Here is an 18,577-nt window from a genome sequence, read left to right as displayed (position 1 = left end):
CCGTAAGTAAGGGTCGAATCTCTTACGGGAGTCGTACGCATAAAAGCATTCGCATTTGCTACCTTGAAATCTAGTATTGTACCGAACTGCCCGATGATACGTATCGTTTTGTCTAAGGGTACATCTAATACTAAAGCTTTATTGACTACCCATCGGCCCGCTGGAATAAGGACATCCTGACTGAGTTTAATTCCGGCGTCGATGGCCGCCTGAATAGCGTCAGCAGTATCGCCACTTTCGCCTACAAGAAACCAGCGACAATTAATCTGATTGATATTGGCCCGTTTTAAACGTTTGCTACTGGTAGTTACCACCACCGTACCCGTGTTATCTGTTGATGAATGATCGGCAGCATCATAATACCAGTAGCCTTCTTTGCCTTTTTCGGACAAATAGTACTGAACGCCTTCGACTGGCCAAGTAAACCGCCGTAGTTCGGCAAGGGAGCGAAATACTCGCGTTCCCGTAATTTCCGTCGTACCGGAAGCTCCTTTGGCGTAGCGTACGCCCTGCTGGTAGGCTTCTCGGAACCGCCCGGCTTTGGTAGCCAGTTTCGTGGTATCGGAAGTGATTTCAATGACCTGAGCAAGCGTCGTAGTCATACTTAGAATAGATATGAGGGAAAAGAAAATTAACTTTTTCATGCGGTTCAAATGTCTTCAATTGAATCATCCTTACAATATTCTGAAATGGGAATTTACACTTTGAGATAATTACTGCCCAAATTTATTGGATCAGTAAAGCTTGCTAATCTATGTGTATTCGTAATACAGGCAATCACTGTATTTTATTGTAATTACAAGAATATTTTAAGGACGGCTGCAACTGCCTCCTACCCACCAGGTATGTAGTGTTTGATTGATCTACCCGTGATTTACTGCACTGCCATTCGTTAAAGTTTTAGTACTGATCTTTTGCCAGTTGGTATATAGTGAAGTTCACGCCGCTAAAATCTTAAACAGTGCAGTAAGTGTTCAACCGATATTGCCTGAGTAGATTATTATCTATTCATCGATTAGGCCTTTTACGGAACAGGAACTTATATACACATCGACTCCTTCCGCCACTACAACAAAAATATGTCTCCCTTTGACTGACCTGCATTACTAAAATAATTACACTTTCCAAACTCGATCATCCTCTTCTTATTCTTCTGTTTATTGGCACACTTTTACCCCGCCAACCCTTAAAAACAAATCCTTATGTCTACTCCGACCCTGGAATTACAGTTTCCGAGCGTGTTCTTTACCTATGGTAGCATGGACAAGCCGACCAACAATACACTTAGTATCCCGGCTGACCTAGCCGTACCCGATGCCTCACTAGTCAATTCGACGCGGTCCGTGCGGCTCAAGGACTATGTATCGCCCGTAACGCTAGAGGACTTTATCAAACGCCACGAGAAATACGTGGTCACGCGGGTGGCACTTCCCTGGAAGATGCCCTCACTGACGGCGAGTTTACCGTAGTATCGGTCGAGACTCAGAAATGTACGCTTCAGTACATGAACCAATAAATAAAAAGCCTCTCTATCCGCAGGGAGGCTTTTTTGGCTAATTACGTCCGTAAAAACGGCGAAATGGATCAAGAGTTAATTACTTGGATACGGTCGAAACTTCCCAACTCAACCCTTCTGCCTAGCCAAATAATTCAGAAGTAACGCGATTTTTATGCCTTCCCTTGATACGCCATTACGCCTAGCTGTCATCGCTACGAAACGCTTAGGTGACTCAAGGAGTACCCACCGCTTTTCTTTCCGCTTCTGCCAAAAAAAAGCTCCACCTGGTTTCTTTCTTTGCTAATTAGCTATATGTTTGCTAAACTGAATATATGCTACTTATGACTGCTCCCAATTGTCCTCGCTGTGATTCGTCGAATGTTACCAAATCGGGTATCATCAAAGATCGGCAACGGTACCATTGCAAGGCCTGTCAGTACCATTTTACGGTCGATAAACTGGGAAAAGGCATCAGTACATACTACGTAATCAAGGCATTACAGTTGTACATCGAGGGCGTGAGTTACCGCGAAATCGAACGATTGCTGGGGGTGAGTCACGTATCAGTCATGAACTGGGTGAAGAAATACCAGATCAAAATCCCCAAGAATTCCGAGTACCGTCCCACTTATAAAATCCTGAATCACAAGGAAATAGCTGAGTATTTCGCCAATAGGGAGAATCTGCGAAGCTCCGGCGTTATTGTCACTGAACTCGGTGACAAATTCATGGTTATTCGCTGGGAACGTTTCAAAGATTAATTCTCTTCCTTCTTTTACCTATGCTGCTTTAGCAAAAACTATTTTTTTCCGCTTTCCCACTAGCGATTTTCGCCGATTCACCCGAACTATACAAAATAAACCCGGCATAATCCCATTTATATAAACAATATAGAAAGGGATCTATGATTCCAACCTGGGACAAAGTCTTTTATTTTCAGTACCTCCTCTAAACCTATTGTATTGCTTATGCCTGAGACCCTTGCTCCCGCTTCGGTCACCAGTCCGCGTACGTTGCGAAGCGTCATTGCGGCCTCTTCGGTTGGTACGCTGATCGAATGGTACGATTTCTACATTTTCGGCAGCCTGTCGGCTATTATATCGACCCAATTTTTTCCCAAAGACAATCCTACCGCGGCTTTGCTCTCGGCTCTAGCCGTATTTGCTGCGGGCTTTATCGTGCGTCCCTTCGGAGCCTTGGTCTTCGGACGTTTGGGCGACATCGTGGGCCGGAAGTATACCTTCATGGTAACCCTGCTGCTCATGGGCGGCTCTACGTTTCTGATCGGACTGATTCCGGGTTACGAAAGCTGGGGGATGCTCTCGCCCCTGCTGGTACTGCTCTTACGTCTCATTCAGGGTCTGGCTCTGGGCGGAGAGTACGGTGGAGCGGCTACCTACGTAGCCGAATATGCTCCGCCAGAACGCCGGGGTTACTTCACCAGCTGGATTCAGACGACGGCCACGCTGGGCCTTTTCGTATCGCTGGCGGTCATTGTGGCTACCCGGAAAATACTGGGCGTCGAGGATTTTGAAAGCTGGGGCTGGCGAATTCCTTTTCTCGTTTCGATTGTACTCGTGGGAACTTCGGTCTTTATTCGACTGAAAATGAACGAGTCGCCCGTTTTTTCCAAACTCAAATCGGAAGGGAAAGTCTCCAAAAATCCGCTGGCGGAATCCTTTGGCAAACGTGAAAACCTGAAGATGGTACTGCTGGCTTTACTCGGGGCTACAGCGGGTCAGGGAGTGGTCTGGTATACGGGACAGTTCTACGCCTTGTCGTTCATTCAGAAAGTGGGGCACGTGGACTTTGAGCAATCCAGCGAAATCGTGGCGATTGCTCTGGCCCTGGCCACGGGCGGCTTTGTCCTCTTTGGCTGGCTCTCGGATCGCTGGGGTCGAAAAGTCATCATCCTCGGCGGTATGGCACTGGCCGTCCTTACCTATCGCCCACTGTACCAACAGATGTACGCCTTAACGGATCTATCCACGAAAACCGAAGTTTCCACCCAAACCTCGATTCAAAATCAGTCTACTACGCAGGTGACTTCTTATACGGATGGTTCTCAGGTACAAAAAATTTCCGTAAACAATCCGCAAGGAACGGAGGTCAAATACGTACTGAGTTTGGGAAACACGGGGTACTGGACGATGGTATTCCTGATCTGGATTCAGGTATTGTATGTAACGATGGTGTACGGGCCCATTGCTGCTTTTCTGGTGGAAATGTTTCCTACCCGTATTCGCTATACGTCGATGTCCTTACCGTACCACATTGGGAATGGCATCTTTGGGGGCCTGACTCCTTTTCTAGCCGTGGCGTTAGTTGAAAAAGCCACTGCCAATCAGGAATCACAGCCCTATCTGGCGGGACTCTGGTATCCCATACTAGTTGCCGCCATTTGTTTTATTATTGGATTTATTTATCTATCTTCAAGAAATCGTATCCACGAATAATTCTCTAAAACCGTCATTCTATGAATAGTTTGAAAAAAGTACTCGGTTTCTGCTGGATTGCTCTGGGGCTATACATTGGCTACGACCGTATTGTAGACAGCCTGCATAAGATTGCCAGTCCGCAACTCGATGACCGAATTTTTGGCTGGGTCGTACTGCTGGTACTTACCCCTATTATTGTCGCTGGTCTGATCCTCTTTGGCTATTACTCCCTTAAGGGCGAGTACGATGAGCAGACGAATTGAATCGTTCTCGATCAAACTCCGAATACTAGCGGCGGGCGAATATCGTCCGCCGCTTTTTTTGTTAAGAAACGCCCTCATTCAATAAATCCCACTTTTGCACCGTCTCTGAAGTTCTCGTACTATTTTTGAGCAAAAGAACGGAACCCCATGAACGAAAGGCTTCGGGGGCAATATCTGGTCATCGTTAGTATCCTGTTTGCTCTCATTCTTAATTTTCCGCTGCTTTCCTTATTCAATAAACCCATTCTCTGGATGGGCATACCGCTGCTCTACTGGTATCTGTTTACCTGCTGGCTGGGACTGGTAGGCCTGATGTATTGGTACTGGACCCGACAAAATCATGAATAGTGGCTGGGTAGTGACGGTCTCGGTGATGTACCTGGGACTACTTTTTGGCATTGCGTACTGGGCCGAACGTAGCCACCGCACCCGCCGCTGGGTGTCCAATCCCTGGGTCTATTCGCTTTCGCTGGGCGTCTACTGTTCGGCTTGGGCCTATTACGGGTCCGTGGGAAGGGCCTTTACCAATGGCGTTGAGTTTTTATCGACGTACTTAGGCCCCACGCTGACGGCTCCGCTCTGGTGGATTATTCTGCGAAAAATCATCCGGATTTGTAAGGTACAACGCATCGCGACGCTTTCGGATTTCGTGGCTTCGCGGTACGGGAAATCGGCCAATCTCGGGGCATTGGTCGCCTTTTTCTGTCTGATTGGCATTGTTCCTTACATTTCCCTCCAGCTCAAAGCTATTTCTACCAGCTTTGCCGTACTGGCTGAACTCCCCCGTACCGAAGAACTCACCAGTGATCTGACGCTGTACCTCGCCATTGGTCTGGGTATTTTCGTGATGCTGTTTGGTACCCGAAAAATTGAGGCAACCGAACAGCACGAAGGTATGGTTACGGCCATTGCCGCCGAATCACTGGTGAAAATGGTGGCTTTCCTGTTCGTAGGCATTTACGTGACGTTCGGCGTTTTTAATGGGTTTGGTGACATCTTCACGCAGGCTTCGCATAAACCGGCCTTACGCAAACTTTTTACCATCGATCCTAACGGTGGCTACGGCACCTGGTTCTGGCACGTTCTCTTGTCCACGCTGAATATTCTCTTACTGCCCCGTCAGTTTCAGGTGTCGGTCGTGGAGAATACGGATGAACGTCACCTCAACCGGGCCATCTGGACCTTTCCGTTGTACATGATGGTCATCAACCTCTTTGTACTGCCCATTGCGTTTGGTGGAGCCTTACTCTTTCAAAATCAGACGGTCAACGCCGACAATTACGTACTAGCCATTCCGCTGTATTTCGACAAAGAATGGCTGGCTCTAATTACCTACCTGGGCGGCTTTTCGGCGGCTACGGGCATGGTGATCGTAGAAACTATTGCTCTGAGTACCATGCTCAGCAACAGCGTCCTCATGCCTTATGTACTGACGCAACCGACGCTTCGTCGCAAAATTGGTCCGAACCTGGGTCGTTTTCTAATCGGTGCCCGCCGGATCAGTATCCTTCTTCTGCTCGTCGCGGCGTATCTGTACTACTCCAAACTCGCCGGGCGATACCCGCTGGTATCCATCGGACAGGTATCGTTTACGGCGGTGGCTCAGCTGGCTCCAGCGGTACTGGGGGGTATTTTCTGGAAACAGGGCAACCGTTACGGAGCTACCGTCGGACTGATTCTGGGCTTCTCCGTGTGGTTTTATACGTTGGTGATTCCCATGCTGGCCGAAGCGGGTTTCTTCCCCCTCAGCCTGAATACGGTGGGCCCCTGGGGCATTGAATTACTGAAACCCTCCGCTTTGTTTGGACTGGAAGGCTTCGACCGCATTTCCCATGCCTTGTTCTGGAGCTTATCGATCAACGTACTATCGTACGTACTGCTCTCGATTCGTCTGCCACAAACGTCCATGGAACACAATCAGGCGATTCTGTTTGTAGATATTTTCAAGTACTCGGAAGTCATCGAAAGCTCCACGATCTGGCGGGGCACGGCCTACATTCCGGATTTGCAAAGCTTACTGAGTCAGTTTTTTGGGAAGGAACGAACGACGCAATTGCTGGAACGCTTTGCCAATGAAAACGAGATTAACCTGAACTGGCAACGGGCTTCACCCCAGTTAGTAAACTACGCCGAGAATCTCCTCGCCGGAGTCATTGGATCGGCTTCGGCCCGCTTGATGGTAGCCTCGGTGACGCTGGAAGAGAAAATTTCCGTGGATGAAGTCGTGGAAATTCTGAAGGAATCGCAGGAATTGATTCTCACCAACCGACAGTTACGTCAACATCAGGCCGAACTCGAACGGGCGACTACTCAGCTTCGCCAAGCCAACGAACAAATGATCCGAACGGATCGGCTCAAGGACGACTTTCTGACGACGGTAACCCACGAGTTGCGTACACCTATTACGTCCATCAAAGCTCTGAGTGAAATCTTGCAGGACAATCCGGAGCTGGATATGGAACAACGGGATCAGTTTCTTTCGACCATCATTCGGGAATCCGACCGCCTGACGCGACTCATCAGTCAGGTACTGGATCTGGAAAAATACGAGTCGGGGAAACATTTTCTGCGTACCGAGTCCGTACAGTTGGGCGAAGTCGTTCGGGAAGCCGTCGAATCCGTCCATCAATTAGCCCTGGAAAAAGAAGTCCACCTCGACGTATCTTTGACTGAATCGTTACCGCCCCTGCAAGCCGACCGCGACAAACTGATGCAGGTACTGATCAACCTGCTCTCGAACGCGATTAAATATACGGAACGCGGCAAAGGACTGATTCAGGTTTTGCTTCGCCGCTCCGGCGATCAGTACGTATTGACGGTAGCGGACAATGGGCCCGGTATTGCGAGCGACTACCAGCAACTCATTTTCGACAAGTTTTACCAGGCCGAAAATCAGACCATTCGCAAACCCAAAGGCAGCGGACTAGGACTGGCGATTACCAAAAAAATCATAGAATTGCACCACGGAAGCATTTCGGTGGAAAGTCAGCCCGGCTCCGGAGCCCGTTTTACGGTGCAAATTCCGCTATTAAAGGAGATACGGGCGGAACATTAATCCAATTTTCCTGTTGTGGTATATCAATCATCCGGATGAACGCAGGCCAGCAAAAGTCTGCGTCGTGATGAATTAACGCTCAGTGGTATGATGAAAATCTTAATTGTCGACGATGAACCCGGCATTGTCATGTCCCTGGAATTCCTAATGAAAAAGGAAGGCTATCAGGTCTATATTGCCCGCGACGGAGCCGAAGCCCTCGATATTATTCACCAGGAGCAGCCGCAACTGGTACTACTCGATATTATGATGCCCAGCGTGGACGGCTACGAAGTATGTCGGCAGGTTAAAGGCTCCGCCCTGCTTCGGCAGACGAAAATTGTCTTCCTCAGTGCTAAAAGTAAAGACAGTGACATTGAAAAGGGACTCTCCTACGGAGCGGATCTGTACCTGACCAAACCCTTCTCGACCCGTAACTTAATGGCCAAAGTTCAGGAACTTACGGCCTAAACCTATAGCCTTTCATCTTCCTTTTCCCCAATCGAGTATCAGCAAAATACCTTTTTATCTATAGTATATTAGCGAGAAAAACCGCTTTTGTTTGATCCCTTCCGCGATTGCTTGTACTTTAGCCGCACAGTTCAGGTATTATTTTTAGTCCCTCTAAAATGATTACGAGCCATGAGTGCTATCCCCTTCCAGTTGCGGAGTTTTGACGAGTACAAAGAACTATATAGTAAGTCAGTAAACGACCCGGAAGGCTTCTGGGCCGAGATTGCGTCTAACTTTTACTGGCGGAAGCCCTGGATTAAAACGCTTCAGTGGAATTTCTCAGACCCGGACATTAAGTGGTTTGCGGGTGGTAAACTCAACATTACCGAAAACGCTCTCGACCGTCACCTGGCCGAGCGGGGCGATCAGGTAGCCATTATTTGGGAACCCAACGATCCCCACGAAGATTCCGTAAAAATCACGTATCGTCAGTTACACCAACGCGTGTGCCGTTTTGCCAACGTTCTGAAAAAACAGGGCGTGAAAAAAGGTGATCGCGTGTGTATCTACCTGCCGATGGTACCCGAGCTGGCGATTGCCGTGCTGGCCTGTGCCCGCATCGGAGCCGTTCACTCGGTCGTATTCGGTGGTTTTTCTTCGCAGTCCATTGCCGATCGAATCAACGATGCCGAGTGTAAAGTCGTGGTAACCTCCGACGGAGCGTATCGGGGAGCCAAGGAAATTCCGATGAAAGCGACTGTCGATGACGCTTTGGTGACCTGTCCTTCGGTGGAAACGGTACTCGTTATGACCCGTACCCGCACCCCTGTGTACATGCTCAAGGGCCGCGACCGCTGGTGGGAACAGGAAGAAAAGTACGTGACCAACGAATGCCCCGCCGAAGAGATGGATGCCGAGGATATGCTCTTCATCCTCTATACCTCCGGATCGACAGGTAAACCCAAAGGCGTGGTACATACGACGGGGGGCTATATGGTGTACGCGGCGTACACGTTTGCCAACGTTTTCCAGTACCAGCCCGGCGAAATTCACTTCTGTACCGCAGATATTGGCTGGATTACTGGCCACAGTTATATTGTATACGGACCGCTTTGCTGCGGAGCCACTACGCTGCTATTCGAGGGCGTCCCCACCTTCCCCGACGCGGGTCGCCTTTGGGATATAGTCGACAAGCATTCCGTTAACATTCTGTATACCGCTCCTACCGCCATTCGTTCGCTGATGAGCTTTGGCTTGCAGTACGTCGAAAATAAAGATCTTTCGTCACTGACTAAACTTGGCTCCGTGGGTGAACCCATCAACGAAGAAGCCTGGCACTGGTTCCACGATCACATTGGGAAGGGCAAATGCCCCATTGCCGATACCTGGTGGCAAACCGAAACGGGTGGTTTGATGATTTCACCCATTGCCGGAATCACGCCCGAAAAACCTACGTTTGCTACGCTACCACTGCCGGGGGTACAACCCATGCTGGTAGACGAAAACGGCAAGGAAATTGAAGGCAACGGCGTATCGGGTAACCTCTGTATCAAGTTCCCCTGGCCGGGTATTCTGCGGACGACTTACGGCGATCACGAACGCTGCAAGCAAACGTATTTCAGTACCTATCCGAATCTGTACTTCACGGGTGACGGTTGTCTGCGGGACGAAGACGGCTATTACCGCATCACGGGTCGTGTCGATGACGTACTGAACGTATCGGGTCACCGCATTGGTACGGCGGAAGTCGAAAATGCCATCAACATGCACCTGGGCGTGGTGGAAAGTGCCGTAGTCGGTTATCCACACGACGTGAAAGGTCAGGGCATTTACGCGTACATCATCACGGAAGAACAGCTCGATGATGTAGATCTGACCCGCCGGGATATTCTGGCGACGGTATCCCGCGTGATTGGACCCATTGCCAAACCAGATAAGATTCAGTTTGTCAGCGGATTACCCAAAACGCGTTCGGGTAAAATCATGCGACGAATTCTTCGCAAAATTGCCGAAGGCGATACCGGCAACCTCGGCGACACCTCCACCCTGCTCGACCCGAATGTGGTCGAAGAAATCAAAAGTGGAGCCTTGTAATAACCCATATTCAACTTCCCGAAAGCTTTAAAACTTTCGGGAAGTTTTCGTTTAAGACCTTTACGACCGATTTAGCGAGTGTACCTACTATGTTCCGAAACTTCTCTTCACAAGCCCTGGAACGCATGGCCCTGCTGGAAAATCAGGACCGCATGGATCGGACGGATGGAACACCCCGTTCCCGCCGCTTACGCCAGATTAGCAAAGAAACCGGACAGTTTCTGGCTCTGCTAGCGGCCAATGCCCCGGCAGGAGAACTAATCGAAATCGGCACCAGTGCCGGATACTCAACCCTCTGGCTAGCTTTGGCCGCCCGCGAACGAGGCCAGCGGGTAAAAACCTTTGAACTCGACCCGGAAAAGTGCGAGATGGCCCGCGAAACGTTTCGTCTGGCGGGAATGAAGGATTTTATCGAACTCATTCCCGGTGATTTTCTCAGTTTGGGTGCTTCCTTGTCCAGTATTGCGTTTTGCTTTCTGGATGCGGAAAAGAGTCTGTACGATCCCTGTTTCCAGCTTGTGGCTCCTCGCGTAGTCAAGGGCGGACTGCTTGTCGCAGATAATGCCATTGATCAGTACGAAGGCATCAAACCCATGATGGATCGGGCGTTGGCGGATGAGCACTGGGATTGTCTGACGGTACCAATTGGCAACGGCGAGTTTATCTGTCGGCGTACGTAAATCCGGCGTATCGTTCTTTAACCAGGCCCATGGTCTTTCCAAATAAGAAAGACCATGGGCCTCTCTTATTTCTATACCTGCATTTTTACTTACAGGGTCTATTCTGCCACACATCTATTCTACGTACCTCTGTTCCCAAAACCCGGGCACTTGACACGTATACGTCTGTACTTTTGAGGCATTGGTTCGGTTCTAAGTCCTTATCGATCTCCCATAGTATTGATTTTCTACGGTACGAGCACGAGAAAATCCCCCTTAGCACATTTGAAATCACATCTCATGAAAAAGCTTTTACTTCTTCTCACCTGTCTTTTAGCCCTTCAAACGGCTTGGGCTCAGTTTCCGATGGGGGGCGTTACTCCTCAGCGAAAAGCGATCCCCGGTACAGCCGACGACAATACGCCCAAAGGCAATTCCAAGATTACGGGTTTTGTCGTGGATTCAGCCCTTACCAAGGCCGTAGAATTCGCCAGCGTTGCCCTGATTAATAAAGCAACCAACAAACCCGTCGATGGTACGGTAGCCGACGATAAAGGAAAATTCACCTTAAACCGTGTAGCTGCTGGTGAATATAAATTGCTGTTTTCCTTCATCGGATACGAAAACAAAGCCGTTGATGGCGTGACCGTCACGAAAGGTCAGGACCTTGATCTGGGGGTTATTAAACTGGCTTCCAAAACCAAAACACTGGAAGAAGTAACCGTTACGGGCCAGAAGGAACTCATCGAAGAAAAGGTAGACCGACTGGTGTACAACGCGGAAAAAGACATCATGGCGAAAGGTGGCGACGCTGCCGACGTACTGCGGAAAGTACCCATGCTGACGGTTGACCTGGAAGGAAATCTATCTCTTCGCGGCAGCCGGAACGTACGGGTTCTGATTAACAACAAGCCCAGTACCATCGTTGCCAGCAGCGTAGCGGATGCTCTCAAGCAAATTCCCGCGGATATGATTAAAACCGTGGAAGTGATTACCTCGCCCTCGGCCAAGTACGATGCGGAAGGATCGGGTGGGATCATCAACATTATCACCAAGAAGAATACACTACAAGGTCTTAACCTGAACGTGGACGCCGGTGTGGGTAACCGGGGTTCCAACCTATCGCTGAATGGCAACTACCGCAAAGGAAAAATCGGTTTTAACCTGGGCGGCTTTGGTCGGGCCAACTATAACCTGAAACTACAGGGCTTTAACGATCAGACGAACTTCAAAGACAATGGTTCGACGCGTACCTACCAGACTACCGACGGGGTCAACAGCGGCTTGTTCGGAAATTACAACCTGGGTTTTGATTACGACATTGCCAAAAATCAGTCGCTTACGGCTGGCGTACGGTACGGTGCCCGGAACATGCTCAACGACCTGAATCTGAATACGCAATCGTTTATTAATGACGTATTGACGGGTACGGTACGCCGGGATGTGGATACGAAGAACCTGTCGGGTACGGTGGATGTGAACGTCGATTACCTGCACACCTACAAACCCCAGCAGGAATGGAGTATTTCGACGCAGTACAGCCGCAATGACCTGACTAACAACTTTGATGCCATCGAACGGAATGCAACGGAGGCGATGCTGAACCGGGAGAAAAACATCAACCACAACCTGAATCAGGAAATTACGCTACAAACGGATTACCAGACGCCCCTCAAGAAAAACCAGATGCTGGAATTTGGAGCCAAGGGAATCATGCGGACCGTAAATAGTGATTACCAGTATCTGTACGGAAATGGTTCAGAGCCGTTGACGCAAAGTACCCGTCAGCCTTCGGGAGCACTGGATTACAACCAGAGTGTAGCAGGTGGTTATGCTTCCTACACCTTGACGACGAAAAATCGCTACACCATCAAAGCCGGTACGCGTTACGAATACACGACGATTGAGGCCAGTACCCGGGAAGGTGGCGACATTAGCATTCCTAACTATGGTAATCTGGTACCTAGTTTGAACGTTTCGAAAAGCTTTAAAGGTACGACGCTGAAACTGGGCTACAACCGTCGGATTCAGCGACCCGGTATTCAGCAATTGAATCCGAACATCAATGCAGCGAACCCACAGAATATCTCCATCGGGAACGCTTCCTTACGTCCTGAATTGACGGACAACGTGGAATTAGGCGTTAGCAAAAACATCAAGAAGTTATTTGTGAATGCTAGCTTCTTCGGCCGTTTCACCGATCAAACCATTACGCAGGTCGTATCGGCCAACGATACACTAGCCGGGGGCGTACTGACTACGTATCAGAACATTGGTAGTGAACGGGCCGTGGGTACGAACATTTTTGGAAACCTGGCCATTACCTCCAAATGGAATGTCATGCTGTTTTCAAATATTCTCTACTCCAACTTACGCGGCGTAGCCCGGGTTTCGAGTAGTATTTCCGAACCCGTTAGCAACTCTGGTTTTAACGTAGGTGGTGGATTGAATACGCAGATTCAGTTCAAGAATGGCTGGGGTGCTCAGGCCTTTGGCTTCCTGCAAGGTTCGCAAGTGCAATTACAGGGCCGTACGGGTGGCTTTGCGTTCTACTCCGCGGGGGTTAAGAAGGATTTCAAAAATAAGAAAGGAAGCATTGGTATCGCCGGTGAAAACTTCCTGACCAAGAGCATCAACATTCGTACCGATCGTCGTTCCGCTCAATTCACGCAGCTGTCGGATATGCACATTTTCATGCGGGGCGTTCGTTTGACCTTTAGCTACAAGATTGGTAAGATGACCATGGATGCTCCCCGGAAAAAAGGTAAATCCGTCAATAATGACGACGTTAAATCAGGCGGCGATGGTGTACAAAGCGGTGCACCAGCATCGGGCGGCGGAGCTACCACCCGACCCCGGTAAGATATAAAAGTTACTATTAATCTACTCCGCTATCTTTTTCGATAGCGGAGTTTTTTTATGCCATTAATCAAGGCATTAGCTTCCTTGTCCTGATGCTAAGCCTAGTGAACAAGGCATAGGTCCAGGTATTAAAACGCCCAGGAGGCTCATTTACCTGAAGCTACAGGTGCTACTCCGTAGCGAATGCTAGACGAGAAACCTGCCTTTTTTATTGGAAGCAATGGACTCACGTCACAGACGCGAAACCATGTTCGCCCCGATTATTACATAACGGTTAAAAATCGGGGCCGAGCGTGGTGTACCGTCAACCCTGAAGGGGTTCAATGTGATTAGTCTCGTATGCAATGCGGGGAAATCCAATGCGAAGCTGACCATGGGTTGCACCCATGGCTATTTACATGAAACCCCTCTGGGGTTAAACGGCCTTATTTCCCCTAGTTCATTCAGGCTTGCATGCAGCCCCCAACCTGAAGGGAATGTGATTAGCCCCGTATGGAATGCGGGGTACGGATGCGTCTCGCCCGGTAGGCACAGCCTATCAACGTTTGCGTCTGTAGCGAATGCTACGGATAACCCGTCCCGCGACCTTTACCGGGTTTATCCTACCAAAATGGAAAACCGCCCTAAACTCCTCCCGTCACTGCCTTCATCTTCGCCAGCCCATTTTTGGCAACCGTCAATGGGTCTTGGGCGTAGTAAGATTTATTAAATACTTCCAGGGAAAGAATCAGCGGCTGTTCTGGTGTATGAATAGCCTTTAGAATTTTCTGAATCGGAGCTACGCCATCACCCGCGAAAATGCGATCCGCATCCGTAATTTTTTCAGCGGTGAGATTCGCCGGGTAATCATTGACGTGAAAGATTTCCATCGCAGGCTTTCCGACCAGCGGCAAACTCGCCAAACTGGAACCGCCTTTATACAGATGGTAAACATCTAGTAGCAAACGTGCCGAAGGATGTCCACTCTCTAGAGCTACGTACATCACCTCACTTAGTTTGCTCAGGTTACTGGAAAATCCCCAGAGTTCCAGGTGCGGGATGACGCCCGTTTGCGTACCCAATTCCAGAATAATTCGGTACCGTTCCGCTACTTTCATCAGGTCCAGTTTAGGAGAAGTCGTGGCACCCATGGGCGGAGCTGCCGTACGTTTGCAGCCAATACCAGCGAGCATATCCATTTCCCGTTTCATCTGCTCCAGGGCTTTGGATCGAACACCCGCATCGTCTACAATCCAGGGAGCAAATCCGATGGCATTTTCGACGGTCAACCCCAGGTCCGTAATCACCTTGCGGGCATCTGTCAGCGTTTTCCCCTGTTTCAGATAATCCTGCACCGTATCTACCCACACTTCCACGGAACGGAATCCTGCCTGAGCGGCAATTTGAAGTTCCTTTTCGAAGCCCAATTTGTGGCCCCTCAGCGTACTCATGTTCAAACAGTACTTGAATGAATCCGCCACAGAAGATTTTTTAACGGGAGAAAGGGGAAGAAAAAGTCCGCCAAATAGGCCTGAAAGTTGACCAAGTGTTCGGCGGCGACTGAAAAGAGGTTCCATACTAAGCATTCAGAGGTACGAAATTGGGGAAGATTGCTCTCGATGATCTCGGAAAAAGAAAATTTATCCTGACAAATATGCCAAATTTGGCCCAATGGCTATAGTTTACACATTTTTTTTTCAATATACGTACCTTGTATAGAAAAACTCTAAAGAATACGATTACCTTTGCTGAATCCTGACGTACAGGAGATTTTTGTTTTATTTATTTTTATTCACAATGCAAACAGGCACTGTAAAATTTTTCAACGAAACGAAAGGTTTTGGCTTTATTCTTGATGACGCTTCCGGGCAAGATATTTTCGTGCACGCGACGGGTCTGAGTTCAGCTACCATTCGTCAAGATGATCGTGTTTCTTTTGAAACGATCGAAGGCAAGCGTGGCTTGAACGCCGTAAACGTTAAGAAAATCTAGGTTTTCTTTAGCGTGCTGAAAGCACCCTGCTCCCGTCCGGAGCGGGGTATTTTTTTGCTCAAATTCCGCCGATGGCATTTGTTTTTAAACCTATTCGATGCACTGATCACTCGAATAGCCATGAAAACATTCCTGCATCCACTACTCTTACTGCTTTCGTTGCTTTGGGTAGCGTCGGCCTGTACGACTGTAAACGTAGATAAAAGTAGCCGAGCTAACTTTAGCAAATACAAAACATTCGCCTGGATGGACTCGGATGTTCAGGCGGGTAAAAATCCCGTATACTATAACGAAATCGCTACGCAGAATCTGGAAAACGCAGTTGAAAGCACCCTGGCGGAAAAAGGGTACCAACGCGATGAAAACAATCCGGATATGCTCATTGGGTACCACTTCTTTGTCGAACAGAAAGAACGTACGGTTTCTGATCCAGCTCCATTGTACGGTCCCTATATGGGCTGGGGACGTTGGGGCTGGCGAGGCTGGGGGCCAGCCTGGTACGGATGGGGCAGCGGCCGACAGTCCCACCGGGAAAAATATGAGGCAGGAACGGTAGTCCTAGACATTGTAGATGCCAAAACCCGTAAGCTGGTTTGGCGGGGCTCCGTGGAGAAAGCCGTAGATAACCCGACTCAGATTTCCCGTCAGCTTGAACGAGACGTTAATAAAATTGTCGAAAAAGTACCCGAAGAAAAATCAGGTAAATAACCCGGAATTCAGAAAAAGGAAGCGTTTCCAGACGCTTCCTTTTTCTGTTAAAAATTACTAAGCCAAGGAAAGCTGGGCAATTTTCTCGGAAAGCCGTAGTTTTACGATAGAATTGTCGTACAATGATCTCAAGATTCGCAGTTTTTATCGCCGTATGGTTAGGAATAGGTCTGATCTCCGAAGTTTCGGCTCAGGATCGTTACATTACTGGCGTTGCCTTAAATGATTCTACTAAAAAGCCTATCAATCTGGCTTCCGTTCGAAACCTCCGAACGCAGGATGTGACGCGTACCAACAAATCGGGTACGTTTCTCATTCTAGCCCGCACGGGTGATCAGCTACGCATCACCTGCAATGGCTGTGATGATGCGACGGTTAGCATTGATTCTACGGGAGATGATATCGTCACCACCGTTAAACAGTACGTTTTCACGTCCGAAGGAAGAACACTCGACGAAGTTCAGATTACGGCAAAATCAGAAGCCGAGATCAAGTATGAAATCGAGAAAGCTTTGAAAGAGCCCCTGGCTAAAAAAAATATGTCGACGGGGCAGATTATGGAAATGGCCAACTCACCCATTTCACTGATGTACGAACTATTCAGCAAGCGGGCCAAGAATTTGCGAAAACTGGGCGTTCTTCAGCAACAGGATCGGAAACACAAACTCGCCGAATTTAAGTACAACGCTCAAGTCGTTAATCAGGTTACCAAGCTGGATGGTGAAGATCTGGAAGAATTCATGCGATTGTTTCCCATTGACGACGACTTCGTGCTCCAATCATCGGAGTATGATCTAGTTCAGGTCATCAAAGCCAATTTCAAAAAATACCAGGCTCGTTTAGGGAAGTAAGCTCCTCGTTTTATTTAGGCCGCTTCGCACCGTACCTTTGTCGGATGCGGTATATGATTTCATTTGCGTACAATGGTGCGGCTTTCAACGGCTGGCAAAAACAACCCAATGCGGTTTCTATCCAGGAAGCCCTGGAAAAATCCCTTTCCGTACTTCTAAAAAATCCCGTCGCCCTGGTCGGATCCGGACGTACCGATACAGGCGTTCACGCCGAGCAGCAGTACGCTCACTTCGAGTGGCCTGCTCCCATTACCGACGATCTGGATTTTGTGGCTTTCAAAGCAAATCGTATGCTGCCCCCCGGTATTGTCGTCTATCGTATTTTCCCCATTCGTTCAGACGTGCATGCCCGCTTTACGGCTACTTCCCGAAAGTACGAATACCGAATTTCACGCCTTAAAAACCCTTTCCGTCCTTCGATGGTTTATTCGTTTAGTTTTCCGCTCGACGTACCGGCCATGAATCAGGCGGCGGAATACTTGCTGAGATACAGTGATTTTCAGAGCTTCAGCTTGGTTAATACGCAGGTAAAAACCTTTCGCTGTGCCATTACGGAAGCTCGCTGGGAAGAATGTGGACACGAACTCGTTTTCCACGTACGGGCGGACCGTTTCTTACGCGGTATGGTCAGGGCCCTAGTAGGAACGCTGATGGATGTAGGACGCGGACGCATTACGGTTACTGATTTTGAACAAATTATTCTGGCGAAAGACCGCAAGAAAGCTGGACGTGCGGTACCGCCGGATGGGCTTTTTCTGGTGGAAATCACCTACCCTGTCCACGCGTTCGACCCGCCAACGGACGCCATTGACCTGTAATGAAGATACAACTAGCCATTTTAGCAGCGGGCCGTTCCAGTCGTCTGGGTCGGCCAAAGCAACTCATCGAATGGGATGAGCAAACGTTACTTTGCCGCGTAACGCAAACCGCCCTGCGGGTCCACGCTAGTGAAACGTCGGTTTGCATCATCACAGGAGCCTACGCTGAACAAGTGGCCGCCACGGTAGCCGACCTGCCCGTAACCGTTCTGTACAATACGGACTGGTCGGAAGGCATGGCGGCATCCGTACGAGTAGCAACGGCGTACGCAATAGAGCAGCAAGCGGATGCTTTGCTTTTTCTACTCACGGATCAGCCCCATTTAACTACGTCAGTACTAGAGGAAATCCTGCATTTCTATGCTGGTAAAGCTGACAGTATTGTCGTGTCAGATTACGGCTCGGATTGGGGCGTACCCATGCTGTTCGGTTCGGATTATTTTGCGGAGTTGCTAACCTTACAAGGCGATCGTGGAGCGAAGCCCCTGGCTAAAAAATATACTACCCTTGTAAAGAAAGTAGTCTTTCCTTTGGGTTCTGTCGATATTGATACGGAGGAAGACTGGAAGCGGTTTGCAAAAAGTGCTTTTAATGCTTAAATTTGTGATTAAATAGAAATAATTGACCGCCACATTTCTAGGTTTGTTCCGATAGAATTTACCCACCCTAATAAGTTGATAAAATATATCTAGCCCACCGAAAGTCGAACTTACCTAAGTAAAAAGCACTATTTCTATTTACCTATAATAACGATAAAACATACTCTATCAAATGGCTAACGACCAGTTATCTTTTACCCGAATTGGCGTATTTTATGACGGCAATTATTTCTTACACGTAAGTAATTACTATAATTATTTTAATTCCCGTAAAAGTCGAATAAGCGTATCAGGTTTACATAGTTTTATTAGGAATCAGGATGCCGATG

17 protein-coding genes and 1 pseudogene are annotated in these 18,577 nt (G+C 48.7%); 16 read left to right on the top strand and 2 right to left on the bottom strand.

What is annotated here, in order from left to right; all coding sequences use genetic code 11:
- Positions 1-602: hypothetical protein (locus ACOJTG_RS21400; protein ID WP_420155676.1), on the bottom strand; the 602-nt coding region annotated here is incomplete at its 3' end.
- Between the two features lie 600 nt (positions 603-1,202).
- Between ACOJTG_RS21400 and ACOJTG_RS21395 the strand changes: the two genes are divergently transcribed.
- The 10 genes from ACOJTG_RS21395 (at position 1,203) to ACOJTG_RS21350 (ending at position 13,301) form a co-directional block, all read left to right on the top strand.
- Positions 1,203-1,469 carry a hypothetical protein gene (locus tag ACOJTG_RS21395; RefSeq protein ID WP_420155675.1) on the top strand — a complete coding sequence of 89 codons (267 nt, stop codon included), beginning with the start codon at positions 1,203-1,205 and terminating at the stop codon, positions 1,467-1,469.
- A 370-nt stretch (positions 1,470-1,839) separates the two neighbouring features.
- Positions 1,840-2,259, top strand: a complete 420-nt coding sequence (locus ACOJTG_RS21390; RefSeq protein ID WP_104710386.1) for a transposase-like zinc-binding domain-containing protein — start codon at positions 1,840-1,842, stop codon at positions 2,257-2,259.
- Positions 2,260-2,466: 207 nt separating this feature from the next.
- Positions 2,467-3,954, top strand: coding sequence for an MFS transporter (locus ACOJTG_RS21385; protein WP_420155674.1), 1,488 nt, complete (start codon positions 2,467-2,469; stop codon positions 3,952-3,954).
- A gap of 20 nt (positions 3,955-3,974) precedes the next feature.
- On the top strand, positions 3,975-4,199 hold the full coding sequence (locus ACOJTG_RS21380) for a DUF6814 family protein (protein WP_094808404.1): 225 nt from the start codon (positions 3,975-3,977) through the stop codon (positions 4,197-4,199).
- Between the two features lie 147 nt (positions 4,200-4,346).
- The gene (locus ACOJTG_RS21375) at positions 4,347-4,547 is read left to right on the top strand and encodes a hypothetical protein (RefSeq protein WP_104710381.1); all 201 of its coding nucleotides are present in this window, start codon (positions 4,347-4,349) and stop codon (positions 4,545-4,547) included.
- Positions 4,540-7,254 (top strand): ATP-binding protein, encoded by a 2,715-nt coding sequence (locus ACOJTG_RS21370; protein ID WP_420155673.1) that lies wholly within the window; start codon positions 4,540-4,542, stop codon positions 7,252-7,254. The genes ACOJTG_RS21375 and ACOJTG_RS21370 overlap by 8 nt, the downstream gene beginning before the upstream one ends.
- Positions 7,255-7,341: 87 nt before the next feature.
- Positions 7,342-7,704, top strand: a complete 363-nt coding sequence (locus ACOJTG_RS21365; protein WP_420155672.1) for a response regulator transcription factor — start codon at positions 7,342-7,344, stop codon at positions 7,702-7,704.
- A 171-nt stretch (positions 7,705-7,875) separates the two neighbouring features.
- A complete protein-coding gene (gene acs, locus ACOJTG_RS21360; protein WP_420155671.1) occupies positions 7,876-9,780 on the top strand; it encodes an acetate--CoA ligase in 1,905 nt (634 codons plus the stop codon).
- Positions 9,781-9,869: 89 nt separating this feature from the next.
- The gene (locus tag ACOJTG_RS21355; protein ID WP_420155670.1) at positions 9,870-10,460 is read left to right on the top strand and encodes an O-methyltransferase; all 591 of its coding nucleotides are present in this window, start codon (positions 9,870-9,872) and stop codon (positions 10,458-10,460) included.
- A 279-nt stretch (positions 10,461-10,739) separates the two neighbouring features.
- Positions 10,740-13,301 (top strand): TonB-dependent receptor domain-containing protein, encoded by a 2,562-nt coding sequence (locus tag ACOJTG_RS21350; protein ID WP_420155669.1) that lies wholly within the window; start codon positions 10,740-10,742, stop codon positions 13,299-13,301.
- A 623-nt stretch (positions 13,302-13,924) separates the two neighbouring features.
- Here ACOJTG_RS21350 and ACOJTG_RS21345 read toward each other — a convergent pair.
- Complete coding sequence (locus tag ACOJTG_RS21345; RefSeq protein WP_420155668.1) at positions 13,925-14,731, bottom strand: sugar phosphate isomerase/epimerase family protein; 807 nt, start codon at positions 14,729-14,731, stop codon at positions 13,925-13,927.
- 346 nt (positions 14,732-15,077) lie between these two features.
- Between ACOJTG_RS21345 and ACOJTG_RS21340 the strand changes: the two genes are divergently transcribed.
- From ACOJTG_RS21340 to ACOJTG_RS21315, 6 genes and pseudogenes are all read left to right on the top strand, one after another.
- Positions 15,078-15,272: a cold-shock protein gene (locus tag ACOJTG_RS21340; protein WP_093199677.1), complete on the top strand. Its 195-nt coding sequence runs from the start codon at positions 15,078-15,080 to the stop codon at positions 15,270-15,272.
- 120 nt (positions 15,273-15,392) lie between these two features.
- Positions 15,393-15,980, top strand: coding sequence for a DUF4136 domain-containing protein (locus tag ACOJTG_RS21335; protein WP_420155667.1), 588 nt, complete (start codon positions 15,393-15,395; stop codon positions 15,978-15,980).
- A gap of 122 nt (positions 15,981-16,102) precedes the next feature.
- Complete coding sequence (locus ACOJTG_RS21330; protein ID WP_420155666.1) at positions 16,103-16,831, top strand: hypothetical protein; 729 nt, start codon at positions 16,103-16,105, stop codon at positions 16,829-16,831.
- Between the two features lie 44 nt (positions 16,832-16,875).
- Positions 16,876-17,649, top strand: coding sequence for a tRNA pseudouridine(38-40) synthase TruA (truA, locus tag ACOJTG_RS21325; RefSeq protein ID WP_420155665.1), 774 nt, complete (start codon positions 16,876-16,878; stop codon positions 17,647-17,649).
- Complete coding sequence (locus tag ACOJTG_RS21320; RefSeq protein WP_420155664.1) at positions 17,649-18,248, top strand: nucleotidyltransferase family protein; 600 nt, start codon at positions 17,649-17,651, stop codon at positions 18,246-18,248. The genes truA and ACOJTG_RS21320 overlap by 1 nt, the downstream gene beginning before the upstream one ends.
- 172 nt (positions 18,249-18,420) lie before the next feature.
- Positions 18,421-18,577: pseudogene (locus ACOJTG_RS21315) on the top strand (cold-shock protein); the annotation flags it as partial.

Origin of the sequence: Siphonobacter sp., from assembly GCF_048595215.1 — a bacterium.
Taxonomy (GTDB): domain Bacteria; phylum Bacteroidota; class Bacteroidia; order Cytophagales; family Spirosomataceae; genus Siphonobacter.
Note: the sequence above shows the minus strand (reverse complement) of the source record. Positions and strands in the feature narration are given on the sequence as shown.